The sequence below is a fragment of the Turneriella parva DSM 21527 genome (genome assembly GCF_000266885.1).
Lineage (GTDB): Bacteria > Spirochaetota > Leptospiria > Turneriellales > Turneriellaceae > Turneriella > Turneriella parva.
Map to the genome: position 1 here is coordinate 2,622,438 of NC_018020.1, position 21,953 is coordinate 2,644,390.

Below are 21,953 nucleotides of genomic sequence, written 5' to 3' on the forward strand. Positions count from 1 at the left end.
AGACTCGCAGAGCCTCGTCGCAGGGTTGACAATTGTCATGGTGAGCCCGTCGAACCATGACACGCCGAAAATATTCAGATTGTATAAGTCAGCGCCTCTCATAAAACTGTTAACTCCCCGTGTAGCGCGCCGGCCGCGTGTATTGCTTTGATCACGTCGATGATCTCAGCAGAGGTCAGGCCCAGTTTGTTCAGGTTATCCACCAGTTCTTTGACGGTTGCGCCCTCTTTTAGTTCGGCATTCGCAGGCGATTTTTCTTCGCCGTAGGTATAGGCCTGTTTATTCGAGACTTCAACCTGCATGCCGTTATGTGTCACCATGACGCTCGAGATCGCCACGTTGCCCCCGGCGACTATCGTGCCGGTGCGCGTATCGAGCACCACGCGAGTGCGCTCGGGCACGTCGACCTTCACCTGCAGAATCTTACTCAGATAGTCGACATGGTCGCTCGCATAGGGAATATTTAAGGTAATTGTACCGTCGTTCGCCAGCGCTGCGGTGTTGGCAAACTTCTTGTTAATCGCCGCAACGACATTGCGCGCCGTCATGAAGTCAAAGTTGTGCAGCGACAGCTTCGATGATTTGGTCTTTTTGGTATCGTCAACCAGTACCGTTGGCTGCGAAACCGCTTTTTCGATGATTGCCCCCGAAGGAATGTGAGCCGAATTGTGCCGCTCTTGCGTCAGACGGTCGTTAGGCGGTATGCGCTTGTTATAAACTGAAAAATTATAGAGTTGCAGGTTGTTATTCTCGGTAGGGCGGGGCAGCGGCGCCGAGATCGGGCCCTGTGCCACGGCATAAACCTGGCCATCTGCGCCCGTGAGCGCAGTCTGCAGCAGCATGCCACCATTGAGCGCGCGCGCGTCGCCGACTGATGACACCCAGACATCGACCGGGTCGCCGGGTCTGGCATGCACGGGAATATTCGCCGTCACCATAACCGCCGCGATGTTCTTCGCCTGCAGCGTTTTATCACCGAGGTCGATGCCGCGGTTGTAGAGGTTTTTACGCAGCGTTTCCATCGCGAGCTGCGAGCGCGAATCGCCGCTGCCATTGAGGCCGATGACGACACCATAACCCGAGACCTGGTTCTCGCGGTGCCACGAAATGCGCGCGATGTCGCGGACTGTCAGGTTTAGCGCCGCCAGGCTAAAGGCAGACGAACCAATGAGAATTGCGAATGCAATTCTCATTGGTTCATGCCTCCCAGTATTTGCTTCATGTGCTCAATCAGCAGCTCTTTTCGCAGCTGGTCGCTGAACTCAGTCATTGTCGGTTTCGAGTTCGGGTCGGTGCCGGCGGGTGGCTTCAGGTTCAGCTTCTGGTCTTTCGGAAAAGGCGGTTCAGACTGCACATTCAGCGTCAGGTTGCCAATAAAACGCGATTCGATTGTACCCTGGCGAATACGGCGCGCGTCGACGATGCCGCTCAGCTGCACGCGCACCGGTTTGCCGTCGATGTTGAGCGACTTGGTTGCCTGCAAAGGAAAATTACCGTCGGCCTGGCGTGCGCCCAGAATGCCGGTAATCTGAAAGCGGTAGGTGTCGCGGTTTTTAGAATTATTCAGCGAACTCTTGCTGTTCGATTTGCTCTGCTGCGAATTAGTCAGAAACGGAATATTCTTCGTGTCAGGCACGAGCTTCGTTTCAAACTTTTGCGAGCTATTCCACTGGCCGTCGCTCACCAGCGTGAAACTTTCGTTCACTTCAATCGCAACGATCTCGCCCTCGCGTGGCGGTGCGACGTAGGGGTTTTGATCACGCCACAGGCTCTCCTGTGGCGTGATCGGCGCTGACGCGCCGACAATTAACAACAAAACAAGTTTTGCGGCTTCGCCGCAAAACTTGTTTTGTTGCGAGTTTTGGCGGCGATTCATTGTACCAGCTCCGCTGCTTCGCCGTTCACCAGGCGTGCGCGCAGGTTCTTGCGTGTGCCCGATATGCGAACGTCGATCGTTTCACCGGGAAAAGCATCCATAAGTATTACCGCGTCGCGCGCGATCTGTATGTGCGCGCTTTTCAAGAAAAGTTTCACCGTGCTGCCGCGGCGAATGCGCTGTGAAGGCTTCGGGGCGTCTGTAACCGGTGCATGCGCCAGCACTTCGCCGATGGGTATCGCGCCGCGGGTGATCGTAATCTGGCTGCCCGAAATTTTTTCGGGTATCACACCTGCAGCCCACGCATGCAGTTCGATTTCTTTCGCGTTCAATATCGTGCGCTCGCCTTTAAGTTCAATGCGGCAGTAACGATTGAGTTTTTCAACCTCACGCGCAGCCATGCCCTGCAGTTGTACGAGGTCACCCAGGCAGACCGAAGCGTTGGGGCTAGTGAATACGGATTTCAGAGTTAATGTTGTTTTGCTCTCGGCGTGGGCGAAAGAAAGCGTCATGAATAAAAATATACCCTTAGAGACGCGACTACCTGCGGTGAGCGCAGCCGAACCGATCGCGTCTCTAAGGAATCTAGAGCGGTTATTTATCCATGTCGCCAATCAATCCGCCTTCGCTATTAACCACGTTTTAGTTGTATCGCCGTCGACAGCATGCTGTCAGAGGTCTGAATCGATTTTGAGTTGGCTTCGTACGCGCGCTGCGCCACGATCATGTTGACCATCTCTTCGGCCAGGTTGACGTTCGACATTTCGAGAAAGCCCTGCAAGATACCGCCGAAACCGCCGAGGCCGGGTGTGCCCGGAATCTCAGGCCCGCTCGCGGGCGATTCTTTGAAAAGGTTCTTGCCGATTGCCTTGAGACCTGCCGGGTTGACGAAACGGTAGAGTTCGATCTGGCCAATCTGGCGGGGAATCTGGTCGTCGCCTATCTGAATACGCACTTCGCCCTGTTCGTTGATCGTGAGCGTTTCGATGAGGCCGTCGGGTGGTATCACGAGCGGCGGCTCGAGCGTGTAGCCGTCTGATTGCAAAACCTGCCGGCGCGAGTCAATTTTGAAATCCCCATTGCGCTGGTAGCCGAATGTGCCGTCGGGCATCAGTATCTTGAAAAAACCGACGTCAGATGAGATCGCCATGTCAAGTTTGTGCCCGGTTGACTGCAGCGAGCCCATTTGAAAGAGTTTTTGTGTCGCAGCAGGGCGCACGCCCACGCCGACGTTCACGCCAACCGGAATTTCCGATACGGCCGTAGAGGGTGTACCTGCCAGAACCTGGTGCTGATAAAGAAGATCTTCAAAGTCGACGCGATTCTTCTTATAACCTGTCGTGTTCACATTCGAGAGGTTGTGCGAAATCGTGTCCATGTGAAACTGCTGCGCAATCATGCCCGTAGCAGAAGTCCAGAGAGAGCGTACCATACCCGTTTTTCGGCGTTTTTTACCAAAAGGGGGAGTGAAAATTGATTTTTCGCGGCGGTCCGTCGTAATAGCGTTAGGCCAATCGTAGTTCACCTATATGGCTTGTCTCACGCAGTTCATGGGTTTGCATTTACCCATTGCCTGCTACTTTTTATCGGGCAACCGGGGGCTGTTGCCAAGCAGCCGTTGACCACAGGATAGCCTGCAACATGAAGCTTCTACGCCTTTTCGGTTTACTTGTACTCTTTTGGGCTCTGGCTTGCAAGGGGTTTGACTGGCCCGAGCCGCTCGACCCAAACGCAGGTTCTAAGGCCGGGGCCGTGTTCGCGATCACGGGCACGAACCCTGTGGATGGTGCGGGGCTCATCGCCAACAACACCCAGATCGTGGTCAATTTTAGCGAGACTGTCAACACGGGTCTGCTCTCGTATAACTCGACGGCCGGCAGCTGCGGCAGCAATAATTTACAGGTCAGTGCCGATGAATTTGTATCGTGCATAGCCCTCACGACCCCCGTGTGGGGTAGTGGACAGATGTCGCTTACCATGACGCCCACATCGGCGCTCGCCAACGGTACAACTTACAAAGTTCGCGTGCTTACGTCTCTGGTTGCGGTGAGTGGCAAAACCTTGAGTTCAATTTTCACGACGACAACCGGCTTCACGACTGCACCGGCGGGCACGCTCGTACCGTCGATGGTCTCGCCGAGCGAGGGGGCGACTGGTGTTTCAATCAACACGGCGCTTATTATTAACTTCACGCATTCGGTCAGCACCGGGACTCTTACCTACAATATGGCAGCAGGTCCGTGTACGGGCAGTCTTCAAATGAGTGCCGACGGTTTTGTGAACTGCATTGCTTTTCCGTCCCATGTATTCATGGTCGCCGATACGCAACTGACGATAACACCGACGGTGGCGCTGAATTACAACACGCTCTACCGTGTGCGCATCACGACGGCGCTTACGGGTGCGGGCGCCGAAATGCTCGCAGGCAATTTTACGTCGACCGGCTTTACGACCGACGCTCCCCCGGCGCTGACAGTCTCGCTTGCCAGCCCGGCCGATGGCTCGACCAGCGTTTCACCGGCGACGACATTGAATCTGGCGTTCAACCACGCCGTGGCCGTTGGTACGGTTACCTTTAACAATGTTGCGGGCCCCTGCACCGGCAGTGTGCAAATTTCACCCGACGGATTCAGTACGTGCGTGGGTTTGAATGCCCCATCATGGGGTGGCGGCAATACAATACTGACGCTGACACCCAGTTCGGCACTTAACCCCGGGGCACTCTATCGAGTCCAGGTGACAACTGCCGTAACCGGGGCAGTTGGTAACGTGTTGGCTTCTGATTTTGTAACTCCCTCAGGCATCGGCATTCTCATCAGCGCGCCAGCATCGCTCAACGTCTTTTCATCGAACTCGCAGAACATGTTGGTATGGCCCACAGTATCGGGAGCTACCAGCTACAACGTCTACTTCAGCACATCTGCCGGGGTCACTATTGGCACAGGGACTTTGATTGCAGGTGTGACTGCACCCTACACGCACACTGGTCTGGCCAATGGTACGGCATATTACTATATTGTCGCCGGCGCCAATGGGGGCAACATAGGCACCGCGTCTTCTCAGACCTCGGCAACACCGGTTGTCTCAAAAACCATCTTCGTCACGAGCACCAATTATACCGGTGCTCTCGGTGGCCTGACCGGTGCAGACGCCACGTGCATGACACGCGCCGCAGCGGCGTCGCTGCCGGGTAACTTCAGAGCATACCTTTCAACGAGCGCAGACGACGCAATCTGCAGACTACTGGGGCTTTCAGGTAAATTGGGGGCAAATTGCGGATTACCAATAGCCCCCAATCTCTCCGCTATTGGGCCTTATGTGAACCGCAATTCGGTGCAGGTTGCGGCGAGCCTGCAGAGCTTTGTCTCCAATACTCTCACTGCAGCCGTGGGTTTTGAAGAAAGCGGAGCAAGCGCCGGGTCTGTCACCCCCTTTACCGGTACTGCCAACGGCGTGCAGTCGGGCGCCAATTGCTCTGACTGGACAGACAATGCCGTTATCAGCATAGGCGTAGTCGGCAGTGCGACATCAATGGGCGCGAGCTGGAGCTCAAATGGTAACGGCGCCTGCGCCCTGCTGGGGCTTCTGCCGATTTCGCCCATTTATTGCGTCGCGTATTGAAATTGGCGCTCGCAGACAGTTTTGCGGCCGCGGTAACGGTCAGCTGCTCTTCACGCTATAATCACCCAAATCAAAATTGCGCACACTCAGCACGTAGTCGGTCGCAAACCCCGGGTAGAGCGTCGTGTTGCGGCCGTCTTTCGTGTAATACCAGCTGTTGCCGCCGTCGCCCCACGTGGTCTTTTTCATCTTTTCGAGCAGCTGCCTGTTGAACTCTTCTTGTCTGTCTTCGCGCACGGTGAGGCTGCCGATGTGGTTTCTCAGGCATTGTTGAATTGCCTGAACAATATAGCGCTGCTGCGCTTCGACGTAGACCAGCACCGATGTGTGTCCGGGGCCGGTATTGGGGCCCATGAGCGTAAACAGATTCGGAAATCCCGCAATTGTCACGCCTTTGTAAGCCTTCGCGCCATTTGCCCAGTACGTGTTGAGGTCGCGACCCTTGAGGCCCGTGAGCGGAAATGGAAAACCTTCTGAGGGCGACTTATAGCCCGTTGCCCAGATAATGACATCGACCGGGTATTCTTTGCCGTTCGCCACGATTCCGTTTTCTGTAAGCGCGTCGACGCCGTGGTCGACCAGCTCAACGTTTGGCTGAGCAAGAGCAGGGTACCAGTCATTCGAAATCAGCATGCGCGTGCGCCCCAGACGATATTTCGGTGTCACCTTGCGCAGCAGTTCTGGGTCTTTGATCGCCCTCGCCATATGGCGTTTCGAAATACGTTCAAGCAGGTCGGTCATCGGGGTATCCCACACGATCGCAGTCGCGAGCAGTTCAGTGAGTCCATAAATCACCGCGCGGCGAATCTTCTGCGTAATCGGTAGGGTGCGGTAAATTGTCTTCTCGAGTTCGCTGTATTCATAGTCTGCCTTTGGCACGACCCATGAAGGTGTGCGCTGAAATACCGTGAGCTGTTGGGCGAGAGGCTGCACTGCGGGCACAACCTGAATTGCACTCGCACCGCTGCCCACAACGGCAACGCGTTTGCCTTTAAGGTCTGTGCTTGAGTTCCATAGCGCGGTGTGCGCCATGACACCTTTGAATTTTTTCAAACCCGGCACTTCGGGTATGCGCGACTCAGCAAAAGGCCCCATCGCGCCGACAACGAAGCGAGCACGCAACATATCCCCCTTTTGCGTCTTTGCCTGCCACAGCCCGCTCGCCTCGTCAAAGTGCGCTTCGACAACCTTCGTATTAAAGAGAATTTTCTTGCGCAGTTCGTATTTGTCGGCAACATGCAGAATGTACTGCTGAATCTCTTGCGCATTCGAGAACATGCGCGTCCAGTCGGGATTCTGCTCGAACGAATAAGAATAAAGATGGTTCGGCACGTCGACCGCCGCACCGGGATACCTGCTGTCGCGCCAGGTGCCGCCGACTTCGCTCGCCGCCTCGAGAATGGCGAAATCGTGAATGCCTGCCTGCTGAAGCCTGATCGCCATGCCGAGACCGCTGAAACCGGCGCCAATAATCGCTACCTGGTAGTCAGCTTTCACCTGTTCGTTGCTCATTTTTCCTCCGTTGTGGGTCTTAAAAAACACCCGCAAGTAAATATAAAAAGATCAATTTATCGTGTAAAGCCCAAAAGTGAACAGCTGCTCACTTTGTCGAAAGCGTCGCGTCTTCGAGCGAATGCTTCATTAGCCAGGGTCAGTGATTGTGAAGTCCTGCCAGATGCCAATACGGCGCTTGATAAACGCGATAGTTGCTCTTGCGCGCGACCTCGTGCCGGCCAACTGCTACGGTTTTCCCCCGGGCACCTCGGTGCCCTCTGTGGTTTTCAGAATGAGGATTGCTCGCTTCGATGCGCCATTTAAGTGAGAGGGTAGTCTCTACGCCGTCGTCATGCGACATAACATGAAAAAAAGGGTAAATAGCCGAATCTCGCGCAAACGACCGCTCGCCATAGAAATCCTATTTTTATTGTCACCATGACACAATTTCAAAAAATGACTGCCTGTACTTGGTGGCTATGCTCTGGTCGCCTACAGCAATACCGTTTGGTATCCTGTAGACATCCATGACGTGCCTGGATAACAAAACCAGTGCGAACTTTTATGATTTGAGGCTTTGTCGCCCAAACGGTCTGAGCGAGCCGGTAACGGCTCAATCGGGTGCTGTGTGCGGCAGAGCCCTATATGTTAAGGAGAACGTAAATGGCTAAGGAAAAATTTGACAGAAGTAAACCACACGTAAACGTAGGCACAATCGGCCACGTTGACCACGGCAAAACGACGCTGACTGCGGCGATCACCACTGTGCTCGCGAATAAGTTCGGCGGCAAAAACAAAGCGGTTTCATACGCTGAAATCGATAACGCTCCAGAAGAGCGCGCGCGCGGTATCACCATCGCAACATCTCACCAGGAATACGAAACGGCTAACCGCCACTATGCACACGTTGACTGCCCAGGTCACGCTGACTATGTGAAGAACATGATCACCGGTGCGGCTCAGATGGACGCAGCGATTCTCGTCGTATCAGCCGTTGACGGCCCAATGCCACAGACTCGTGAGCACATTCTGCTCGCGAAGCAGGTTGGTGTGCCCCAGATCGTTGTGTTTCTGAACAAAGTAGACATGCTGCCAGAAGGCGACCGCGCAGAAATGCAAGAGCTCGTCGAAATGGAAGTGCGTGACCTGCTCACCAAATATGGTTTCCCAGGTGGCGAAATTCCATTTGTTCCAGGCTCAGCCCTGAAGGCAGTCGAAGGCGATACATCAGACCTCGGCGAAGGCGCGATTCTGAAACTCGCAGAAACTCTCGATTCATACGTGAAAGATCCAGTACGTGTTGTTGATAAGCCGTTTCTTATGCCCGTTGAAGACGTTTTCTCAATCACTGGTCGTGGTACAGTTTGCACTGGCCGCGTAGAGCGTGGTAAGGTGAACGTGAACGAAGAAATCGAAATCGTTGGTATCCGCGATACGCAGAAAACCATCGTTACCGGTATCGAAATGTTCCGCAAGCTGCTCGACTTCGGTCAGGCGGGCGACAACGTGGGCCTTCTGCTCCGCGGTACTAAGAAAGAAGACGTTGAGCGTGGCCAGGTAATCGTGAAGCCAGGCTCAGTGAAGCCACACAAGAAATTCTCAGGCGAAGTTCTCGTTCTGACAAAAGACGAAGGTGGCCGCCACACTCCATTCTTTGACAAGTATCGTCCACAGTTCTACTTTAGAACAACTGACGTCACTGGCACGGTCAATCTGCCGACCGGCGTTGAGATGGTAAACCCTGGCGACAACGTCACGATCACAGCTGAACTCATCAGCCCAATCGCGATGGAAGAAGGTCTGCGTTTTGCGATTCGTGAAGGTGGTCGTACCATCGGCGCGGGCGTCGTAGGCACAATTCTCGAGTAAGACTGACAATGGCCGCTCAGAAGATACGCGTTAAACTCAAGTCGTTCGACCAGCGGCTGCTCGACCAGTCGACTAGCGACATTGTCGGTACCGTGCAAAGAACCCGCGCGAAAATCGCGGGTCCGGTGCCTCTGCCGACCAAGATCGAGAAGTTCACTGTGTTGCGCTCAACGTTCGTCTACAAAGACGCACGCGACCAGTACGAAATGCGCACGCATTCACGGCTGATCGACATACTCGAGCCCACTGAAGATACTATCGATGCCCTCATGAAGCTTCAGCTTCCTGCGGGCGTGATGGTTTACATAAAATCTTAATTCAGTTTAAGAAAGGTTAGAAAAGGGATTTAACAATGCAAAAGGGTCTGCTCGCAAAAAAAATAGGAATGTTAAGTGTCTGGAGTGATGCCGGTGAACAAGTCGCCGTCACCGCAGTTCAGGCAGGCCCATGCCCTGTTCTGCAGGTCAAAACAAAAGAGAAAGACGGTTATTCCGCTGTCCAGATCGGTTTTGATAAGGTCGCTGAAAAGCTGGTTGTGAGGTCAGCCAAAGGCCACCAAAAGGCAGCCAAAGAAAAGACAGGTGCTTACGTTCGTGAAGCGATCGAATTGCGCGACTACGCAACGGATAAAACTGCAGGCGACGCGATCACCTGCGATGTTTTTCAACCAGGCGAAAAGATATTCGTTTCTGGCTTCAGCAAAGGCAAAGGTTTTGCCGGTGTTGTTAAGCGCTACGGCTTCGGCGGTGGTCGCATGACGCACGGTTCAAAATTTCACCGCGCCCCTGGTTCGATCGGTAACCGCAAGATTCCCGGCGAAGTTCAGAAAGGCAAGCGTATGCCAGGCCATAAAGGCGCGAAGAACGTGACCGTGAAGAATGTTGAAATCTTTCGCATTCTTCCTGATGAAAATGTTGTACTGCTGAAAGGTGCAATACCTGGCGTGAAAGGTTCAACGATCTTTCTCTACCAGAACTAAGGATTCAACAAATGGCATCACTTAAGGTATACTCTAACACAGGCTCCGCTGCTGGCGAAGCAGCAATTTCAGACAAGATTGCTTCTCTCAAGGTGAACAAACACCTCATCTGGGAGGTCGTTAAAGCCGAACAGGCGAATGCACGTCAGGGCACACACAAGACCAAAACAAAAGCTGAAGTTTCTGGTGGCGGCAAAAAGCCATGGAAGCAGAAGGGTACTGGCAATGCACGCCAGGGCTCAACACGTTCGCCTCAATGGCGCCACGGCGGTATTGTATTCGGGCCCCTGCCGCGCGACTACTCAGACGGCATATCACGCCAGAAGAAGCAGATCGGCATGGCGCACATTCTCGCCGCCAAGGTACAGGCAAACCAGGTTGTGGTATATGACGGATTAAAGCTCGACAAAGCTTCAACAAAGACGGCGTTCCAGACTGTAAGCAAAATTACCGAAGGTGCGAAGCTGCAGACTGTCGGTCGCGAGAAGAAGAAACTGCGCGCAAACAGCAATAAAGCGCGCCATTCTGTCGCGGTTATCATGGCCAGCGGTGAAGTGAAAGATGCGAAATCATTGCGCAACATACCCTGGGTGAAGCCATTGAGCTCATCGCGCATTGCAGCGAACGCGCTGTATTACAATCAGGGTCTGATTATCAGTAAAGCGGCTCTCGAAGAACTCGATAAGAAGTTCTCGGCCCTGCTCTAGAGGAAACATGAACCTGTACGACGTAATAAAGAAGCCACTGGTCTCTGAAAAAGCCGAAGCGCTGCGCGCGCAAAACTGCTATGTGTTTGAAATTGACCTGAACGCGAACAAAACGCTGGTTAAGCAGGCAATCCGCAAAATCTTCGGCGTCACACCGATCAAGGTGAACACGCTGGTGAGCCGCGCAGATGGCAAAGCAAACCGATATAATGTCGGCTATTCAGGTCGCCGTAAAAAGGCGTACGTATACCTCGGCAAAAACGACAAGATCGCGCTGTTCGAGGGAGTGTAAGGTAAACCATGCCAATTAAAAGATTTAATCCCAATACGCCAACGCTGCGTTACAAAACGGTTCTGAAGTCGTCTGAAGTGACGGCGACCGAGCCCCACAAGCCACTGCTTGCATACCTCAAAGAAACTGCGGGCCGCAACAATCGTGGCGTCATCACTGTGCGCAGGCGGGGTGGCGGACACAAGCGCCGTTATCGCATCGTTGATTTTCGCCGCAACAAGCTGAATGTCCCCGCGGTCGTTGAGACTATTGAATACGATCCGAACCGTTCGGCAAATATCGCTCTGGTCTGCTACGCAGACGGTGAGCGCGCATACATCATCGCGCCCCAGGGTCTTAAAGTTGGCCAAAAGATTATTTCGGGCGACAAAGTCGATATCGAAATTGGCAACGCGGCGCCAATCGGCACCTTGCCAATCGGTGCGAATATTCACAACATTGAACTGACGCTCGGTCGCGGTGGCCAGCTTGCCCGTTCAGCAGGTTCATTTGCGATCATCACTGGTCGCGATGGTGACTATGTAATTATTAAACTGCCATCAGGCGAAGCGCGCAAAGTGCACGCACGCTGCCGTGCGACGATTGGTATTGTCGGCAACCTCGAGCACGAACTCGTTACTCTTGGCAAAGCCGGCCGCTCGCGTTGGTTAGGCAAAAGACCGCGTGTGCGCGGTGTTGCGATGAACCCTGTTGACCACCCACTCGGTGGTGGTGAAGGTAAAACATCGGGTGGTCGTCATCCGGTTACGCCATGGGGCAAGCCAACTCGCGGTAAGAAAACCCGCAATAAGCGCAAGGCGTCTGAGCGCTTCATAGTATCACGAAAAGTACGCACACGAGGTGGTGAATAATGTCTCGCTCTCTGAAAAAAGGTCCGTTCATAGACCAACACCTTTTCAAAAAAGTCGAAAAGGCAAAGGCAACCAGCGACAAGAAACCGATTAAGACCTGGTCTCGCCGCTCAACAATTTTTCCCGAAATGATTGGCATGACGTTTTTGGTTCACAACGGCAGTAAGTTTATTCCTGTTTATGTGAATGAAAACATTGTCGGCCACAAGCTCGGTGAATTTGCGCCTACGCGCACTTACAAAGGCCATACGAGCCTTGACAAAAAGAAATCCGCACCGGGCGGCTAATCAGGTAAAATTATGGAATCAAAAGCCTCAGTAGATCAGGTAAGAATGTCGGCGCGCAAGATGCGCCTGGTTGCGAACGAGATTCGTGGTTACGAATATCCCGAAGCGGTCGATGTGCTTAAGCATATTCCGCGTAAGAGCTCGCGCATTATTCTCAAGGCGTTGCTCAGCGCGGCTGCCAATGCACGTGTGATCAACCCTTCGGTTGATGAACGTGCTCTGTTTATCAAGAAGATTTTTGTCGATGGCGGGCCGCTGATGAAGCGTTTTATGCCTCGGGCGCGTGGTCGTGCAGACCGCATTCAAAAGAAAACTTCTAAATTGACGATTGTACTCTCTGACGAAGGATAACATGGGACAAAAAACGAATCCGGTCGGCCTGCGCCTCAAAATCACCCGTACATGGGACAGCGTTTGGTATCACAAAAAAGAAATGTACGCGAGTACATTGCATGAAGACCTGAAGATACGCAAACACATCAAAGACCGCTTTAACAAGAGCGGCATTGTGAAAGTTGGCATTGAGCGGTTTCCTGAAAAAGTGCACGTAAAACTGCACAGCACGAAGCCGGGTCTCGTGATCGGCCAGCAGGGCAAGAAGATCGAGGCGCTGAAGGCAACTCTGCGCACGATGGTGACGAAGCCCCTCGAGGTCAAAATTATCGAAGTCGCAAAACCCGATGGTTCAGCACAGGCATTGGCTGAATCTGTGGCGTTGCAGCTTGAAGACCGTATGGCGTTTCGCCGCGCGATGAAGATGGCCCTGCGCTCAGCGATTCGCGCCGGTGCGCTCGGCGTGCGCGTGATGGTTTCAGGTCGCCTCAACGGCGCCGACATGGCCCGCCGCGAGCAATACCTCGAAGGGCGCGTGCCGCTGCACACACTGCGCGCGATCATCGACTATGGTACTGCCGAGGCCGATACGACATTCGGTAAGATCGGCGTAAAAGTCTGGATCTATAACGGCGATTATCTCGAAGCAAAAGAAACCGACGAAGACAAATACACAGTCAAACGTCGTGAGGCATAGGTAGAACATGCTGGCACCAAAAAGACTAAAATGGCGTAAGCCTCACACCCTGAATCTTCGCGGGTTCTCTAAGGGGGGCAATTCTGTTGCCTTTGGCGACCTCGGACTCAAAGCCGTTTCTGGCGAGCGCATTACCGCGCGCCAGATCGAAGCCGCCCGTGTGGCCATGATGCGCCATGTGCGCCGCGGTGCAAAAGTCTGGATTCGTATTTTTCCCGACCGTCCGGTGACCAAGAAAGCTGCTGAAACCCGTCAGGGCAAGGGCAAGGGCAGCGTTGAGTATTACGTGGCAATCGTCAAGCCAGGCAAAGTTATGTTTGAAATGGGCGGTGCAGACGAAAAAGTGATGTCTGAGGCGCTGCAACGAGCGGCTTCGAAACTGCCCATAAAGACCAAAATCGTCAAGCGGGCCAAATAGACCATGTTATTTGACGGTATGTTTCAAAATCAAAAAATGGACGTCTCTCATGGCTAAAGCAGACAAGAAAAAAAGCGGTAAAAAGATCAGCTTTGCGGAGCTGAGCGATGCGGAGCTCACGCGATATCACCTCGATTTTCGCAAAGAACTTCAAGAAATCCGCTTCAGCATGGTGACGTCATCTTACCCCAACAATGCGCGTGTCGGCACTTTGAAGAAAGATATCGCCCGCATTCTGACCGTGCAGAACCAGAGAAAAGGACAGGCAGCTAAAGCATGAGCGAAGTAAAAAAAGCAAAAAAAACGGTTCAAGGCCTGGTCGTTTCGGCTAAGACTGAAAAAACTATCGTCGTTGAAGTCGCTTTTCGTAAGCAAGATGCGCACTTCAAGAAGACAATCCGCCAAAGCAAGAAAGTCATGGCGCATGATGAAAAGAAAGAGGCACGCGAAGGCGACACCGTAGTGATCGAAGAGTCGCGCCCGCATTCGAAGCGCAAGCGCTACGCACTGCAGAAGATTGTGATGCGCAAGGCAGAAGAACTGCCACAAGTCGGCTGATCGCCAAGGAAATAACAAGAGGCCCTTATGTTACAAATGCTCTCATGGTTGAAAGTTGCAGATAATACCGGTGCACGTCAGGTGCAGGTCATCAAGGTTCTGGGTGGCTCTAAAAAGCGCTACGCCGGTGTGGGTGACATTATCGTTGTTGCGGTCAAGGCCGCGACACCTGCGTATGGTATCAAAGACTCGGCAGGTAAAAAAGACCATAAGAAGCAAGTGCAGCGGGCTGTAATCGTGCGCACTAAAAAAGAACTGCGCCGTCCCGATGGCTCGTATATTCGTTTCGATGAAAACGCGTGCGCGCTCATCGACAACCAGAACAACCCCAAGGGAACGCGTATCTTTGGGCCGGTTGCGCGCGAACTGCGCGACCGCCAGTTCATGAAGATCATTTCTCTGGCCCCCGAAGTATTGTGAGGATTAATGAAATCTGCAGCTGAAAAAGTGAAGACCCGCCTGAAAGTCAAAGACGAAGTGATCGTGATCGCGGGCAAGAACAAGAAGTCGCGCGGCGAGGTTCTGCGCATCGACCGCGAAAAGAAGCAGGTCGTTGTGAAAGGCGTGAATCTTCGCAAGCGCTTCGCTCGACCCACGCAAGAGAATCCTAAGGGCGGTATCGTCGAGATCGAAATGCCAATTGCCCTGTCGAACGTGCAATATTACGACTCAAAAGAAAAGAAGCCTTCGCGAATCGCGTACGGCCCTGACAAATCAGGAGCTAAAACGCGTCTGTCAACTGCTTCGGGTCGCAAGAGGACATTGGATTAATCATGGCAGCAACCACAGTAAAAAAAGAAAGCCCGCGGCTTCGCAAGCTTTACAGCGAAAAAATCCGTGGCGAGCTCAAACAAGAACTGGGCGTGAGTTCGATCATGCAGGTTCCTGTACTGAAGAAAATTGTGCTTAATGTCGGTGCCGGGTTCGCAGTTGCGAACCCCAAATCGCTCGATAAGGTTGTTGCAGAGATTGCAGCCATTACAGGCCAGGCGCCGGTAAAGACGCGCGCCAAAGAAGCGATCTCTAACTTCAAACTGCGCGAAGGACTCGCGATTGGCGTTTCGGTTACGCTGCGCGGCGACCGCATGTACGAATTTCTCGACCGCCTGACCAACGTGGCGCTACCACGTGTGAGGGACTTTAACGGTCTTAGCCCCAAGTCATTTGATGCCCGTGGCAATTACAGCCTTGGCATCAAAGAGCAGATTATTTTTCCCGAGATCTCGTTTGATGACGTTGAACAGATTCACGGGATGGATGTGACTTTGGTGATCCAGTCAGAAGGCCCCGAGCATTCAGCAAAGTTGCTCGAGAAGTTTGGCTTTCCGCTGAAGAAGAAATAAACAGGAACCGGTTATGGCAAAGAAATCAATGCTTATAAAGTCGCAGCGTAAACCCAAGTTTACGGCGCGCAAATATAATCGCTGCCCACTCTGCGGCCGATCGCATGGCTACATGCGCCGGTTCGAGATGTGCCGAATCTGTTTTAGAGAAAATGCAATGCGCGGCCTGATACCAGGCGTCAGCAAATCATCGTGGTGAGAAGAATATGACAAGTGATCTAATAGCAGATATGTTAACAAGGTTGCGCAACGCAGCCCGTGCAGGACACGAAAGCACCGAGGTGAGAATCAATAACACCTGTGAGAAGATTCTCAATATTCTGAAAACCGAAGGATTCATCGAGGGCTTTGTCGTCTACAAAAGCGAGTCGACGCGTATGGCGAAAGTCGAGATGCGTTACCACCTGAGTCAGCCCGCTTTTTCTGCGATTGAGCGCGTGTCTAAACCAGGTCGCCGCATTTACCTGCCATGGAAAGAGATTCGCCCGACGCGAAACAACATGGGTTTGAGCATTTTTTCGACACCTAAAGGTGTGCTCTCTGAAAAAGAGGCAAAGTTTCAGCACGTTGGTGGAGAATTTCTCTGCCGCGTATATTGAGGTTATATGTCACGAATCGGAAACAAACCAATAGAACTGCCCGCCGGTGTGTCGCTGACAGCCGCCGACGGTTCTGTGACTGTGAAGGGCCCTAAGGGTTCGCTCGTGACGCCGTTTTTTCCGGGTTTGAAACTCGAAGTCTCGGGTACGACGGCCAAAGTAAGCCGTGAAAATGATGAAAAAGACCTGCGCGCCAAGCACGGCCTTGTGCGTTCATTGCTGCAAAACTGTGTCACTGGTACAAGCGCAGGTTATACGCAATTGTTGATTCTTCAGGGCGTCGGATATCGGGCACAAAAGAAGGGCAAAGACGTGGTGTTCAGCCTTGGCTTTTCGCACGATGTTATTTTCAAAGAACCAGCTGACGTTTCAGTCGAGGTTGTCGAGAATACAAAAGTAAAGATCAGTGGTGTTGATAAGCAACGCGTCGGCCAAGTGGCCGCGCAAATACGCGCATACAAACAACCTGAACCATACAAAGGCAAAGGCATCCGCTACGAGAACGAGCATGTTCGCCGCAAGGCTGGCAAAGCCGGTAGCAAGAAATAACAGAGGATAATATGGCATCGGTAGCAAGATTAAACCGCCAAAAAGCTAAGCGCATAGCACGTGTGCGGGCGAACCTGCGAAAGGGAAATCGCGCGGGCAAGCCGCGAATTTACTTTCACGTCTCAGGCCGGCATCTTTATGCGCAGGTTGTGGATGACAACGCAGGTAAGACCCTGTTGTCATGCTCTACGGTCGACAAGGCGCTTCAGACAACTGCAGTGAAATCGTTCACGAATAAAGAGTTTTCGGCAAAACTGGCGCATACTCTGGTAGGCAAAATGCAGGCAGCCAACCTTAAACTCGATGCGGGTTATATATTTGACCGCGGTGCAAAGCTGTATCACGGTCGCGTGAAGAGCTTTGCAGACGCATTAAGGGAAAAGGGCGTCAGCATCTGACGGTAAAATATGGAAGATAACAAACAATCAGGACGTAAACCCGGTGGCCGCAAGAAGAATGGCCCCAAAGAAGGCGTAAAAAAGAACCTTCTCGATATCGACGGCCAGACAATTGAACTGACAGAGCGTGTTGTCAACATGGCTCGTGTCGCTAAAGTTGTTAAAGGTGGCCGGCGCTTTTCATTCAATGCGCTGACAGTGGTCGGTGATGGCCAGACATATGTGGGCCTTGGTTTCGGCAAAGCGAAAGAGGTGCCAGAGGCAATTCGTAAATCGATCGAAGATGCGAAGAAGCGCGTCACGAAAATTCGTAAGAAAGGCAATACGATTCCCCATGAAGTTATCGGCCGTTTCAAGTCTGCGCGGGTGATGCTGAAGCCCGGCGCTCCCGGTACAGGTATTATCGCAGGTGACTCGGTGCGCGCCGTGATCGAACTCGCGGGCATTCAGGATATTCTGACCAAGGCGCTTGGCTCATCGAACCCATTGAATATCGTGAAGGCGACACTCAACGGACTGCAGCAGTTGCGCTCGATTGACGACGTTAAAGCACGTCGCGGGATTCCACTGCCGGTTCTTTTTGGCAATTATTCGAAGGTTCGGCGCGATGAGAAGCGCAAGGCTCTGGCGGCGGCTGCCACGGCGACCGCACCTGCGCCCACGGTTGCTCCCTGAGGTAAATGGCAATGAAAAAAGTCAGAATAACACAAACGAGCAGCGCGATTCGCAAATCAGACAAGCAGAAGGCCACACTGACTGCGCTCGGTCTGCGCCGCATCGGCATGGCGCGCGAGCACGTGCTGACTCCGCAAGTGAAAGGCATGCTGAAAAAAGTCGACTTTCTCGTGAAAGTTGAGGAGCTCTCATGAACGAACTAAAACCGAACGCAGGCGCGAACAAGCGCCGTAAAATTGTCGGTCGTGGTACGAGTAGCGGCCACGGCAAGACATCGGGTCGTGGTGGTAAAGGCCAGACTGCGCGTAATGGCGGCAATATTCCTGCGCGCTTTGAAGGTGGCCAGTGGCCACTCTATCGCCGCATTCCGAAGCGTGGCTTTCAGAATGCATTCCGCAAAGAGCTGACGCCGGTAAACCTCGTGAACCTGTCGCGCACCATTGCGAACGGGAAACTTGCCGAAGCCGATATAAACCTCGAAACTCTCAAGAAGGCTGGCCTGGTGCCCAAGACAACGGTGGCCTGGAAGCTGCTCGCAAAGTCAGATGGCAAACAGCTTAGCCTCGCGGGCAAGAGCATCAAGGTGAACGCAGTCAGCGAAGCGGCCAAGAAAATGGCTGAAGGCGCCGGCGCAAAAATCGAAGTGATTGTAGAAAAGTCAAAAGTTCTCGTGAAACCTGCGAAAAAATAACCCATGATACGCGCCATCGTAACCATTTTTACCGTTCCCGATCTGCGTAAGAAAATTCTGTTTACGCTTGGCATGCTGCTGCTTTTCCGCATCGGCGCGCACATCACTGTACCTGGTCTTGACTTTCGTGTGCTGCAAGATTACTTTAGCAAAGCGGCAGGCGGCCAGAGCGGCAATCTGACTGACTATATCGACCTCTTTGCGGGTGGTGCCTTCAAGCGCCTTTCGGTTTTTGCCCTCGGTATTATGCCGTATATTTCGGCCTCGATCATCATGCAGATCATGATGGTAGCGGTGCCTTCATTGCAGCGTTTGGCAAAAGAAGGCGATTTCGGCCGCCGCAAGATCAACCAATACACCCGTTACGGTACCGTTCTGCTCTGCGCTCTGCAGGCATATGGCATCACGGTTTATATTACTTCGCTTCATTTTGAAGCACTACAGGGCAATAAAGGCATGCTGATACCCGGCGGCCCAGGCGCTGGTTTCACAGCGATGACGATTCTCACCATTACCGCGGGCACGATTCTGCTGATGTGGATGGGTGAGCTCATGACTGAGCGCGGCATCGGCAACGGTACTTCACTCATCATCTTTGCCGGCATCATTGCCGGTGCACCTGCCGCGCTCGGCCAGTTTCTCGGCGACATTCGCAACGGCCAGGGAGAACCTATTCTCGCGTTTATTCTGCTCGTGCTCTTCATCGCGATGATTTCGATGTCGATTCTGCTAAGCGAAGGGCAGCGCAAGATTCCCCTGCAATACGGAAAGCGCATCGTCGGTCGCCGCATGGTACAAGGCGCCAGCCAGACTCTGCCAATTAAAGTCAACGCGGCGAACGTAATGCCGATCATTTTTGCTTCGTCACTGATGATCTTCCCTTCACAAATCGCGAGCTATTTTGGTTCGCGTTACCAGGGCTTTGCGGAAACCATACAGAAATACCTCGCGCCCGGTACGATGACGTACTTCATTATCTATATCCTGCTTATTCTCTTCTTTGCCTACTTCTATACGACGATTCAGTACAATCCGAAAGAGATTGCCGAAGCGCTGAAGAAGAATGGCGGATATATACCTGGCGTGCGTCCCGGCGCGCACACCGAAGAGACGCTCGAGCGCATTCTGAACCGCATCACGCTCTCAGGTGCAATCTTTCTTGCCTTTGTAGCGATAGCGCCAGACATCTTCATCAAAATCTGGAGCCTCGAAAAATATTCACAGCTGATTCACCTCTTCGGTGGTACATCGCTGCTCATCACTGTAGGTGTTGCTCTCGATACGCTGAAGCAAATCGAAAGCCAGCTCGTGATGCGCCATTATGACGGCTTTATGGATCGCGGCAAGAAGTCGGCAGGCCGTCCGCGGGTGGTTCGTTGATGGGGAACGCCCCAAACAGATTGCAACTGATTTTTCTTGGTCCTCCGGGAGCCGGTAAAGGCACGCAGGCAAAGATATTTCTGGATCGCAGTGGAATCGTTCAGATTTCTACGGGCGACATTCTGCGTGCGGCTGTGTCGAAGGGCACTGACCTCGGCAAAGAAGCCAAGTCATACATGGATAAAGGCGAGCTGGTACCCGATTCAGTCGTCATCGGCATTATTGAGCAGCGCATTCAAGAACCCGATTGCGCGAAGGGTTTCGTACTCGATGGATTTCCGCGTACACTCGAGCAGGCTCGCGCGCTCGATTCGATTCTGGCGAAGCTTAAGATTGAGCTGAGCCACGTAATCAATTTTGCCGTGCCCGACGAAGAACTTGTGAAGCGTCTGCTCGGCAGAGCAGAGCAAGAGGGCCGCTCAGACGATAATCCTGAGTCGATCAAAAACCGGCTGCAGGTATTCAAAGAGAAGACGCAGCCGCTGATTCAATACTATACAGACAAGAAGATTCTGCGCGACATTAATGGCCTGGGTACGACCGCAGAGATCGCTGCGGCAGTTCAAAACGTGGTCGGAGTGTGATGTGGCAGTACGCATCTACACATCAAAAGAAGTGTCGCAAATTATGGAATCGGGCATGATCGCTTTTGAAACGCACATGCGCCTGAAAGACCATATTAAGCCCGGTGTGTCAACCGCCGACCTCGACGAAGTGGCGCGTGAATATATTTATTCAAAAAGCGCGAAGCCGGCGTTTCTCGGGTTATACGGTTTTCCGGCATGCATTTGCACCTGTCTCAACGACAGTGTAGTGCACGGTATTCCCGACAAGAAGACCGTCATTCGTGAAGGTGATGTGGTCAGCATCGATCTCGGCGTCAGCTATAACGGCTACTTTTCAGACACGGCCTGGACATGGCCCGTCGGCGAAGTGACAGAAGAGGCGCGCCAGCTGATCACTGTCACGCAGCAGTGTATGTTCAAGGGTATCGCCGAGGCAAAAGTCGATAACCGAATCGGCGCAATCGGCGAAGCCGTGCAGAAGCATGCCGAGTCGAACGGATTCGGTGTGGTGCGCCAACTCGTGGGGCACGGTATTGGCCGGGCAATTCATGAAGAGCCGCAGGTGCCTAACTATGGCCGCAAGAAAGACGGCATTAAAATTCGCGCCGGAATGGTGTTGGCGATTGAGCCGATGATCAACGCCGGCACGTACGATGTATATACAGATTCAGATAAGTGGACTGTGCGAACCAAAGACGGTAAATTGAGCGCTCATTTCGAGCACACTGTTGCGGTCACGAGTACAGGTCCGGTCATTTGCACGATGCCCAAAGGTGCAAATGTCAACGTTTTTGAGATGATGGGGTTAGAGACAGTTGGAGCAAGTGCATGAAAGTCAGAGCATCAGTAAGAAAAATTTGCCCGCAATGCAAAGTCATTCGCAGAGCGGGTATCATACGCGTCATTTGTAAATCAAATCCGCGTCATAAACAGAGGCAGAGGTAAAAATGGCACGTATCGAAGGTATTGACTTACCGAACCAGAAGCGCGTAGTTATCGGCTTAACGTACATCTACGGCATCGGCGACAAAGTTGCGCACGACATCGTGACGAAAGCGGGTATTCCGCTGGCGAAGCGCGTGCACGAACTTTCAGAAGACGAAGTCGGCAAGATCAAGAAGATCATCGATGCGGAGTACACTGTTGAAGGTGCACTGCGCTCGAAGGTTCAGCTCGATATGAAGCGCCTGGTCGACACAGGTTCTTACCGCGGTTCTCGCCATCGCAAAGGTCTGCCCGCGCGCGGCCAGCGAACCAAGACAAATGCCCGTACCCGCAAGGGACGCCGCCTCACTGTGGCTGGCAAGAAATCTGCACCAAGCAAAGGTTAATGTAAAAGGAAACAAATGAGCGAAGAAGTCAAAGAAGCAGCTGGCGAAGAAGGCAAAGGCAAAAAAGTCAAAGATAAGGGTCGTGTTCCCCGTGGACGCGTCTATATCAACGCCACGTTCAATAATACGATCATTACGATCACCGATATGAATGGCAATTCAATCGCCTGGGCATCAGGTGGTTCGCTCGAATTTAAGGGCTCACGCAAGGCAACGCCTTACGCGGCGCAGCTCGCCGCACGCTCTGCGCTCGACAAGGCGCGTGAGCGTGGTCTGCATGAGGTGGAGATCTACGTAAAGGGGCCAGGTGTAGGCCGTGAGCAGGCAATTCGTACATTGGCTGCATCGGGCCTTCGGGTCAGCCTCATAAAAGACACGACCCCGGTGCCCCATAACGGCTGCCGGCCGCGTAAGAAGAGAAGGGTTTAAGGTAACGAGG

Annotated in this window: 33 protein-coding genes and 1 pseudogene; 29 read left to right on the plus strand and 5 right to left on the minus strand. The window is 53.0% G+C overall.

Features of this window, described 5'->3' with window-relative positions; genetic code table 11:
• Positions 1-98: 98 nt before the first annotated feature.
• Genes TURPA_RS12585 through flgG form a run of 4 tightly spaced genes read right to left on the minus strand, consistent with a single transcriptional unit; the run spans position 99 to position 3,308 of the window.
• Entirely contained in the window at positions 99-1,193 is a 1,095-nt protein-coding gene (locus TURPA_RS12585) for a flagellar basal body P-ring protein FlgI (RefSeq protein WP_014803685.1), read from the minus strand.
• Positions 1,190-1,876 (minus strand): flagellar basal body L-ring protein FlgH, encoded by a 687-nt coding sequence (locus TURPA_RS12590; protein WP_014803686.1) that lies wholly within the window; start codon positions 1,874-1,876, stop codon positions 1,190-1,192. The genes TURPA_RS12585 and TURPA_RS12590 overlap by 4 nt, the downstream gene beginning before the upstream one ends.
• Positions 1,873-2,490: a flagella basal body P-ring formation protein FlgA gene (locus TURPA_RS12595; RefSeq protein WP_169314420.1), complete on the minus strand. Its 618-nt coding sequence runs from the start codon at positions 2,488-2,490 to the stop codon at positions 1,873-1,875. The genes TURPA_RS12590 and TURPA_RS12595 overlap by 4 nt, the downstream gene beginning before the upstream one ends.
• Before the next feature lie 17 nt (positions 2,491-2,507).
• On the minus strand, positions 2,508-3,308 hold the full coding sequence (gene flgG / locus TURPA_RS12600) for a flagellar basal-body rod protein FlgG (protein ID WP_014803688.1): 801 nt from the start codon (positions 3,306-3,308) through the stop codon (positions 2,508-2,510).
• A gap of 209 nt (positions 3,309-3,517) precedes the next feature.
• Between flgG and TURPA_RS12605 the strand changes: the two genes are divergently transcribed.
• Positions 3,518-5,497, plus strand: a complete 1,980-nt coding sequence (locus tag TURPA_RS12605) for an Ig-like domain-containing domain (RefSeq protein ID WP_014803689.1) — start codon at positions 3,518-3,520, stop codon at positions 5,495-5,497.
• A gap of 39 nt (positions 5,498-5,536) precedes the next feature.
• On the opposite strand, the gene TURPA_RS12610 is transcribed toward TURPA_RS12605, so the two are convergent.
• Positions 5,537-7,009 (minus strand): flavin-containing monooxygenase, encoded by a 1,473-nt coding sequence (locus TURPA_RS12610; protein ID WP_014803690.1) that lies wholly within the window; start codon positions 7,007-7,009, stop codon positions 5,537-5,539.
• A gap of 645 nt (positions 7,010-7,654) precedes the next feature.
• On the opposite strand from TURPA_RS12610, the gene tuf reads away from it, so the two are divergent.
• From tuf to rpsK, 28 genes and pseudogenes are all read left to right on the plus strand, one after another.
• Positions 7,655-8,860 carry an elongation factor Tu gene (gene tuf, locus TURPA_RS12615; protein ID WP_014803692.1) on the plus strand — a complete coding sequence of 402 codons (1,206 nt, stop codon included), beginning with the start codon at positions 7,655-7,657 and terminating at the stop codon, positions 8,858-8,860.
• A gap of 8 nt (positions 8,861-8,868) precedes the next feature.
• Entirely contained in the window at positions 8,869-9,177 is a 309-nt protein-coding gene (gene rpsJ, locus TURPA_RS12620) for a 30S ribosomal protein S10 (protein ID WP_014803693.1), read from the plus strand.
• A 35-nt stretch (positions 9,178-9,212) separates the two neighbouring features.
• Positions 9,213-9,839, plus strand: coding sequence for a 50S ribosomal protein L3 (gene rplC / locus TURPA_RS12625; protein WP_014803694.1), 627 nt, complete (start codon positions 9,213-9,215; stop codon positions 9,837-9,839).
• 11 nt (positions 9,840-9,850) lie between these two features.
• Entirely contained in the window at positions 9,851-10,546 is a 696-nt protein-coding gene (gene rplD, locus TURPA_RS12630; RefSeq protein WP_014803695.1) for a 50S ribosomal protein L4, read from the plus strand.
• A 7-nt stretch (positions 10,547-10,553) separates the two neighbouring features.
• Positions 10,554-10,838 carry a 50S ribosomal protein L23 gene (gene rplW, locus TURPA_RS12635; RefSeq protein ID WP_014803696.1) on the plus strand — a complete coding sequence of 95 codons (285 nt, stop codon included), beginning with the start codon at positions 10,554-10,556 and terminating at the stop codon, positions 10,836-10,838.
• Between the two features lie 8 nt (positions 10,839-10,846).
• Positions 10,847-11,689 (plus strand): 50S ribosomal protein L2, encoded by an 843-nt coding sequence (gene rplB / locus TURPA_RS12640; protein ID WP_014803697.1) that lies wholly within the window; start codon positions 10,847-10,849, stop codon positions 11,687-11,689.
• The gene (rpsS, locus tag TURPA_RS12645; protein WP_014803698.1) at positions 11,689-11,976 is read left to right on the plus strand and encodes a 30S ribosomal protein S19; all 288 of its coding nucleotides are present in this window, start codon (positions 11,689-11,691) and stop codon (positions 11,974-11,976) included. Before rplB ends, rpsS begins: the two co-directional genes overlap by 1 nt.
• A 12-nt stretch (positions 11,977-11,988) precedes the next feature.
• The gene (gene rplV / locus TURPA_RS12650; RefSeq protein WP_014803699.1) at positions 11,989-12,327 is read left to right on the plus strand and encodes a 50S ribosomal protein L22; all 339 of its coding nucleotides are present in this window, start codon (positions 11,989-11,991) and stop codon (positions 12,325-12,327) included.
• A gap of 1 nt (position 12,328) precedes the next feature.
• On the plus strand, positions 12,329-13,006 hold the full coding sequence (gene rpsC / locus TURPA_RS12655) for a 30S ribosomal protein S3 (protein ID WP_014803700.1): 678 nt from the start codon (positions 12,329-12,331) through the stop codon (positions 13,004-13,006).
• Positions 13,007-13,013: 7 nt separating this feature from the next.
• Positions 13,014-13,424, plus strand: coding sequence for a 50S ribosomal protein L16 (gene rplP / locus TURPA_RS12660; protein WP_014803701.1), 411 nt, complete (start codon positions 13,014-13,016; stop codon positions 13,422-13,424).
• Between the two features lie 49 nt (positions 13,425-13,473).
• Positions 13,474-13,704: a 50S ribosomal protein L29 gene (gene rpmC, locus TURPA_RS12665; protein ID WP_014803702.1), complete on the plus strand. Its 231-nt coding sequence runs from the start codon at positions 13,474-13,476 to the stop codon at positions 13,702-13,704.
• The gene (gene rpsQ, locus TURPA_RS12670; protein ID WP_014803703.1) at positions 13,701-13,982 is read left to right on the plus strand and encodes a 30S ribosomal protein S17; all 282 of its coding nucleotides are present in this window, start codon (positions 13,701-13,703) and stop codon (positions 13,980-13,982) included. The genes rpmC and rpsQ overlap by 4 nt, the downstream gene beginning before the upstream one ends.
• 27 nt (positions 13,983-14,009) lie before the next feature.
• On the plus strand, positions 14,010-14,402 hold the full coding sequence (gene rplN / locus TURPA_RS12675) for a 50S ribosomal protein L14 (RefSeq protein WP_014803704.1): 393 nt from the start codon (positions 14,010-14,012) through the stop codon (positions 14,400-14,402).
• 6 nt (positions 14,403-14,408) lie between these two features.
• Positions 14,409-14,753, plus strand: coding sequence for a 50S ribosomal protein L24 (gene rplX, locus TURPA_RS12680; RefSeq protein ID WP_014803705.1), 345 nt, complete (start codon positions 14,409-14,411; stop codon positions 14,751-14,753).
• A gap of 2 nt (positions 14,754-14,755) precedes the next feature.
• Positions 14,756-15,325: a 50S ribosomal protein L5 gene (gene rplE / locus TURPA_RS12685; protein ID WP_014803706.1), complete on the plus strand. Its 570-nt coding sequence runs from the start codon at positions 14,756-14,758 to the stop codon at positions 15,323-15,325.
• 13 nt (positions 15,326-15,338) lie between these two features.
• Positions 15,339-15,524, plus strand: coding sequence for a type Z 30S ribosomal protein S14 (locus TURPA_RS12690; RefSeq protein WP_014803707.1), 186 nt, complete (start codon positions 15,339-15,341; stop codon positions 15,522-15,524).
• A gap of 7 nt (positions 15,525-15,531) precedes the next feature.
• Positions 15,532-15,924 carry a 30S ribosomal protein S8 gene (rpsH, locus tag TURPA_RS12695; protein ID WP_014803708.1) on the plus strand — a complete coding sequence of 131 codons (393 nt, stop codon included), beginning with the start codon at positions 15,532-15,534 and terminating at the stop codon, positions 15,922-15,924.
• 6 nt (positions 15,925-15,930) lie between these two features.
• A complete protein-coding gene (gene rplF / locus TURPA_RS12700; protein ID WP_014803709.1) occupies positions 15,931-16,473 on the plus strand; it encodes a 50S ribosomal protein L6 in 543 nt (180 codons plus the stop codon).
• Between the two features lie 11 nt (positions 16,474-16,484).
• Complete coding sequence (gene rplR, locus TURPA_RS12705; RefSeq protein WP_014803710.1) at positions 16,485-16,871, plus strand: 50S ribosomal protein L18; 387 nt, start codon at positions 16,485-16,487, stop codon at positions 16,869-16,871.
• Positions 16,872-16,880: 9 nt separating this feature from the next.
• A pseudogene (rpsE, locus tag TURPA_RS12710) lies at positions 16,881-17,456 on the plus strand (30S ribosomal protein S5); the annotation flags it as partial.
• 101 nt (positions 17,457-17,557) lie between these two features.
• Complete coding sequence (rpmD, locus tag TURPA_RS12715) at positions 17,558-17,740, plus strand: 50S ribosomal protein L30 (protein WP_014803712.1); 183 nt, start codon at positions 17,558-17,560, stop codon at positions 17,738-17,740.
• On the plus strand, positions 17,737-18,237 hold the full coding sequence (gene rplO, locus TURPA_RS12720) for a 50S ribosomal protein L15 (RefSeq protein ID WP_014803713.1): 501 nt from the start codon (positions 17,737-17,739) through the stop codon (positions 18,235-18,237). The genes rpmD and rplO overlap by 4 nt, the downstream gene beginning before the upstream one ends.
• Before the next feature lie 3 nt (positions 18,238-18,240).
• Complete coding sequence (gene secY, locus TURPA_RS12725) at positions 18,241-19,617, plus strand: preprotein translocase subunit SecY (RefSeq protein WP_014803714.1); 1,377 nt, start codon at positions 18,241-18,243, stop codon at positions 19,615-19,617.
• Positions 19,617-20,201, plus strand: coding sequence for an adenylate kinase (locus tag TURPA_RS12730; RefSeq protein WP_014803715.1), 585 nt, complete (start codon positions 19,617-19,619; stop codon positions 20,199-20,201). The genes secY and TURPA_RS12730 overlap by 1 nt, the downstream gene beginning before the upstream one ends.
• A 1-nt stretch (position 20,202) precedes the next feature.
• A complete protein-coding gene (gene map, locus TURPA_RS12735; protein WP_041948510.1) occupies positions 20,203-21,015 on the plus strand; it encodes a type I methionyl aminopeptidase in 813 nt (270 codons plus the stop codon).
• The gene (gene rpmJ / locus TURPA_RS22575) at positions 21,012-21,128 is read left to right on the plus strand and encodes a 50S ribosomal protein L36 (protein ID WP_014803717.1); all 117 of its coding nucleotides are present in this window, start codon (positions 21,012-21,014) and stop codon (positions 21,126-21,128) included. Before map ends, rpmJ begins: the two co-directional genes overlap by 4 nt.
• A 2-nt stretch (positions 21,129-21,130) precedes the next feature.
• Positions 21,131-21,514, plus strand: a complete 384-nt coding sequence (gene rpsM, locus TURPA_RS12740) for a 30S ribosomal protein S13 (protein WP_014803718.1) — start codon at positions 21,131-21,133, stop codon at positions 21,512-21,514.
• Between the two features lie 15 nt (positions 21,515-21,529).
• Positions 21,530-21,943 carry a 30S ribosomal protein S11 gene (gene rpsK / locus TURPA_RS12745; RefSeq protein WP_014803719.1) on the plus strand — a complete coding sequence of 138 codons (414 nt, stop codon included), beginning with the start codon at positions 21,530-21,532 and terminating at the stop codon, positions 21,941-21,943.
• Positions 21,944-21,953 lie beyond the last annotated feature (10 nt).

Coding starts and splice junctions, on each gene's coding strand:
- TURPA_RS12585 (WP_014803685.1), bottom strand. CDS start 1,193: ATGAGAATTGCATTCGCAATTCTCATTGGTTCGTCTGCCTTTAGCCTG.
- TURPA_RS12590 (WP_014803686.1), bottom strand. CDS start 1,876: ATGAATCGCCGCCAAAACTCGCAACAAAACAAGTTTTGCGGCGAAGCC.
- flgG (WP_014803688.1), bottom strand. CDS start 3,308: ATGGTACGCTCTCTCTGGACTTCTGCTACGGGCATGATTGCGCAGCAG.
- TURPA_RS12605 (WP_014803689.1), top strand. CDS start 3,518: ATGAAGCTTCTACGCCTTTTCGGTTTACTTGTACTCTTTTGGGCTCTG.
- TURPA_RS12610 (WP_014803690.1), bottom strand. CDS start 7,009: ATGAGCAACGAACAGGTGAAAGCTGACTACCAGGTAGCGATTATTGGC.
- tuf (WP_014803692.1), top strand. CDS start 7,655: ATGGCTAAGGAAAAATTTGACAGAAGTAAACCACACGTAAACGTAGGC.
- rpsJ (WP_014803693.1), top strand. CDS start 8,869: ATGGCCGCTCAGAAGATACGCGTTAAACTCAAGTCGTTCGACCAGCGG.
- rplC (WP_014803694.1), top strand. CDS start 9,213: ATGCAAAAGGGTCTGCTCGCAAAAAAAATAGGAATGTTAAGTGTCTGG.
- rplD (WP_014803695.1), top strand. CDS start 9,851: ATGGCATCACTTAAGGTATACTCTAACACAGGCTCCGCTGCTGGCGAA.
- rplW (WP_014803696.1), top strand. CDS start 10,554: ATGAACCTGTACGACGTAATAAAGAAGCCACTGGTCTCTGAAAAAGCC.
- rplB (WP_014803697.1), top strand. CDS start 10,847: ATGCCAATTAAAAGATTTAATCCCAATACGCCAACGCTGCGTTACAAA.
- rpsS (WP_014803698.1), top strand. CDS start 11,689: ATGTCTCGCTCTCTGAAAAAAGGTCCGTTCATAGACCAACACCTTTTC.
- rplV (WP_014803699.1), top strand. CDS start 11,989: ATGGAATCAAAAGCCTCAGTAGATCAGGTAAGAATGTCGGCGCGCAAG.
- rpsC (WP_014803700.1), top strand. CDS start 12,329: ATGGGACAAAAAACGAATCCGGTCGGCCTGCGCCTCAAAATCACCCGT.
- rplP (WP_014803701.1), top strand. CDS start 13,014: ATGCTGGCACCAAAAAGACTAAAATGGCGTAAGCCTCACACCCTGAAT.
- rpmC (WP_014803702.1), top strand. CDS start 13,474: ATGGCTAAAGCAGACAAGAAAAAAAGCGGTAAAAAGATCAGCTTTGCG.
- rpsQ (WP_014803703.1), top strand. CDS start 13,701: ATGAGCGAAGTAAAAAAAGCAAAAAAAACGGTTCAAGGCCTGGTCGTT.
- rplN (WP_014803704.1), top strand. CDS start 14,010: ATGTTACAAATGCTCTCATGGTTGAAAGTTGCAGATAATACCGGTGCA.
- rplX (WP_014803705.1), top strand. CDS start 14,409: ATGAAATCTGCAGCTGAAAAAGTGAAGACCCGCCTGAAAGTCAAAGAC.
- rplE (WP_014803706.1), top strand. CDS start 14,756: ATGGCAGCAACCACAGTAAAAAAAGAAAGCCCGCGGCTTCGCAAGCTT.
- TURPA_RS12690 (WP_014803707.1), top strand. CDS start 15,339: ATGGCAAAGAAATCAATGCTTATAAAGTCGCAGCGTAAACCCAAGTTT.
- rpsH (WP_014803708.1), top strand. CDS start 15,532: ATGACAAGTGATCTAATAGCAGATATGTTAACAAGGTTGCGCAACGCA.
- rplF (WP_014803709.1), top strand. CDS start 15,931: ATGTCACGAATCGGAAACAAACCAATAGAACTGCCCGCCGGTGTGTCG.
- rplR (WP_014803710.1), top strand. CDS start 16,485: ATGGCATCGGTAGCAAGATTAAACCGCCAAAAAGCTAAGCGCATAGCA.
- rpmD (WP_014803712.1), top strand. CDS start 17,558: ATGAAAAAAGTCAGAATAACACAAACGAGCAGCGCGATTCGCAAATCA.
- rplO (WP_014803713.1), top strand. CDS start 17,737: ATGAACGAACTAAAACCGAACGCAGGCGCGAACAAGCGCCGTAAAATT.
- secY (WP_014803714.1), top strand. CDS start 18,241: ATGATACGCGCCATCGTAACCATTTTTACCGTTCCCGATCTGCGTAAG.
- TURPA_RS12730 (WP_014803715.1), top strand. CDS start 19,617: ATGGGGAACGCCCCAAACAGATTGCAACTGATTTTTCTTGGTCCTCCG.
- rpmJ (WP_014803717.1), top strand. CDS start 21,012: ATGAAAGTCAGAGCATCAGTAAGAAAAATTTGCCCGCAATGCAAAGTC.
- rpsM (WP_014803718.1), top strand. CDS start 21,131: ATGGCACGTATCGAAGGTATTGACTTACCGAACCAGAAGCGCGTAGTT.
- rpsK (WP_014803719.1), top strand. CDS start 21,530: ATGAGCGAAGAAGTCAAAGAAGCAGCTGGCGAAGAAGGCAAAGGCAAA.